The organism is Mesorhizobium sp. M2A.F.Ca.ET.067.02.1.1 (assembly GCF_004023285.1).
GTDB lineage: Bacteria > Pseudomonadota > Alphaproteobacteria > Rhizobiales > Rhizobiaceae > Mesorhizobium.
In genome coordinates this window covers 1-2,778 of the sequence record NZ_RZSB01000776.1, presented here as the reverse complement: position 1 = coordinate 2,778, position 2,778 = coordinate 1, and the positions used below count along the sequence as shown (strand labels likewise).

Below are 2,778 nucleotides of genomic sequence, written 5' to 3'. Positions count from 1 at the left end.
ATCAACTACACCGCCGGCCCGGCAAGCGTGACCGCGGCAATGATGTCGTCGATGCCGGCCTTTTCGACGAAGGCGCGGGATGACACCACGGTGCGGATGACGGCGGTACGGATCGCCGCGGTCACGCTTGCCGGGCCGGCGGTGTAGTTGATCATCGCCGCAACCCTGGCCGCCGAGATCAGGCCGACAAAGGTGAGCACCACGCCATTGGCGTTGGGCAAGAGCACGCCGACCGCTTCGCCGGGCGCCGTCACCGCCTCGAAACGGCGTCCGAGCACGCGCGCGCCGATGAACAGCTTGCGGTAGCTGAGCGAACCGGAGATCACATCCTCGATGATCGGGCGCGAAGGGCCGACGCGATCGGCGGCGTCGCGCATGGCGAGGAACAGGCCACGGTCGAGATTGGTGCCGTAGAGCCGCGCCTCGGCGAAACGATCGAACAGCGCGTTGGTGTTGGAGGCCATGTCGGGGTTGCGCGCCACCAGCTCGGCGATGGTCATCGGCTCCAGCACGCTCACCGAAAGCCGCGGGAACCAGTGCCTGGGCGCTTTCTCCTTCGGCGTCAGCGACATCGGCAGATCGCGCGTTCCGGAAACGAAGATCGGCACGATGCGGGCGTCGGCCTGCATGGCGATGCGGGTGAGGGCGCGAAACAGCCGGAAGGATTTGACGTCGGGCTCGACACTGTCTGGCAGGTAGACGGCAAGCCGTCCCTTGCCCTTCAGCACGCGCACCAGGCGCCGGCTGACGAAGACATGCTCGGCGTTGAAGGCGATGGTGCGGCCAAGCTCGCGCCACGGCTCCAGCCATGGCGAGCGCGCCGAGGCCTCGTCCAGTATATGCAGCGTGTCGTCGGGAAGCAGCGACAGCATCAGCGCCGGTTCGATGCGCGACTGGTGCGAGATCACATAAATGACTGGCGTGTTGGCGCTTCGGGCAATGCGAATACGGTTGTCGGCGATCCGATAGACGAGCTTGAACGGCACATAGAGCAGCGCCTGGGTGAAGCGCAGGTCGAGCCGGAACCGCTCGATCACGGCGATCAGCAGCCAGGCAAAGACAAGGCCCGCCAGCAGCGCCAGGGTCAGGATCATGCCGCTCTCTCCCAGTCTCCTCCAGGGCGCGGCTCTTGAGCGGCCGCTTCGGTGGCAGAGGGTAGCGGAAGCGCGGGCAAGGTCAATGCGGGCTGAAGCACAGCGTCCCCTTCTCCCCTTGTGGGAGAAGGTGGCCGAGCGAAGCTCGGACGGATGAGGGGTGCTGGAAGGATCGCTGCGCGAGAGAGTAAGCTCCTCAAAGCATTGAATTTTTCAAGGCCGTGTTCCTTCCAACACCCCTCATCCGTCTCGGCGCTGCGCGCCGATCCACCTTCTCCCACAAGGGGAGAAGGGGAAGACGGCGCCTATGCCGCCTTCAATCTTCCGCTGATGAAGCGGAATTCCTGGGTTTTGCCGCCATAGCCATAGGCCGCCGCCGGCACTTCGTGCACGAAGGCATAACTCTCCTCATGCACGAGCAGCCGGCCGAAAGCCTCGAAGATTGCCTTCAGATAGGCTTCGAGCTCGAGCTTGGTGTTGGTGCCGTCGACGACCTTGATGTCCAGCCAGAACGTGTTGGTGCCATGCTCGACCAGCGACCTGCCGCCGGCGAACCAGTGCTGCGGATCGATGTAATTGACCGCGACCGCGGTGATCGTCGGGTCCTTGCGTAACTCCTTGGCGGTAATCTCGGTGATGTCCTTGGCGATCGCGGCGGACAGCTTGGCATCGGGCTTGCCGGTGACGCTGATATTGATGATCGGCATTTTCTCTCCTCGGGTTGGGCGCCTCGCGCCTTCGATGAGAGGATCATGGCATTGGCATGTATTCGACAAAATCGAATTGTTTTTGAGAAACGATTCGATATCATCGAAGTATGGAAATGCTCGATCTCGACTTGCTGAAGACCTTCCTCGCTTTCGTCGAGGGCGGCTCGCTTGCCAAGGCCGCATCCGCCGTTGGCCGCACGCCGTCGGCTGTGACCGCGCAGATGCAGCGGCTGGAGGAGATCGTCGGCGAGCCGCTGCTCATCCCGCAGGGCAGGGGACGCGGCCTGACACCGGCCGGCGAGGATCTTGTCGGCCATGCGCGCCGCATCCTTGCCGTCCACACCGAGGCGTGGTTGGCGCTGAAAGGCGCGCGCGCCGGCGGCCGCATCGCCATCGGCACGACGCAGGATTTCGCCGACCACGGCCTGCCGGATCTTCTAAGGGCCTTCGCCGCCAGCCACCCGCGTGTGCGGATCGAGCTGCGTGTCGGTCGCTCCCTGGAGCTCGGTTCGGCGCTGCAGGCCGGCCAGCTCGACCTCGCAATCTCCATGCGCCATGTCCCGACGCCAGATGAAACGGCCGTGGTCAGCGAGCCGATGTTGTGGCTCTGCTCGGAAAAAGGCCTGGCGACGCGGCAGGAAGCCGTGCCGCTGGCGCTGCTCGATCCCTATTGCGGCTTCAGGGAGGCCGCGCTCAACGCGCTCGATGCCGCCGGCCGCCGCTACCGCATCGCCGCCGGCAGCGCCAGCCTTGCCGGCCTGCGCGCCGCGGTCGATGCCGGCATCGCGCTGACGCCGCGCACCCGGCGCTTTGCCCATTCGGGCATTGTGGAGGCGCCATACGAGCACGACCTGCCGCCATTGCCGATGGCCGACTTCGCCATCCGGCTCGGTCGCGAAGCTCCGCGCCCGGCGCGGGATCTGGCGGAGCTGCTGGGCGATGGCCTCGCCCAGCCGTGGTGATGGGCCAGGAAG

Annotated in this window: 2 protein-coding genes and 1 pseudogene; 1 reads left to right on the top strand and 2 read right to left on the bottom strand. The window is 65.6% G+C overall.

Translation table 11 applies throughout. From position 1 onward, the window contains the following. Positions 1–29: 29 nt before the first annotated feature. Together EOA28_RS31630 and EOA28_RS31625 are read right to left on the bottom strand one after the other, a co-directional pair. Positions 30–1,094 (bottom strand): annotated as a pseudogene (locus EOA28_RS31630) (2-acyl-glycerophospho-ethanolamine acyltransferase); the annotation flags it as partial. A 305-nt stretch (positions 1,095–1,399) separates the two neighbouring features. Then, positions 1,400–1,801, bottom strand: coding sequence for a 4-oxalocrotonate tautomerase family protein (locus EOA28_RS31625; RefSeq protein ID WP_127253866.1), 402 nt, complete (start codon positions 1,799–1,801; stop codon positions 1,400–1,402). 110 nt (positions 1,802–1,911) lie between these two features. Between EOA28_RS31625 and EOA28_RS31620 the strand changes: the two genes are divergently transcribed. Next, complete coding sequence (locus EOA28_RS31620; protein WP_127253867.1) at positions 1,912–2,766, top strand: LysR substrate-binding domain-containing protein; 855 nt, start codon at positions 1,912–1,914, stop codon at positions 2,764–2,766. Positions 2,767–2,778: the final 12 nt, after the last annotated feature.

Excerpts from the sequence above, each read along its gene's own strand:
- EOA28_RS31625 (WP_127253866.1), bottom strand. The coding sequence starts at position 1,801 with ATGCCGATCATCAATATCAGCGTCACCGGCAAGCCCGATGCCAAGCTG.
- EOA28_RS31620 (WP_127253867.1), top strand. The coding sequence starts at position 1,912 with ATGGAAATGCTCGATCTCGACTTGCTGAAGACCTTCCTCGCTTTCGTC.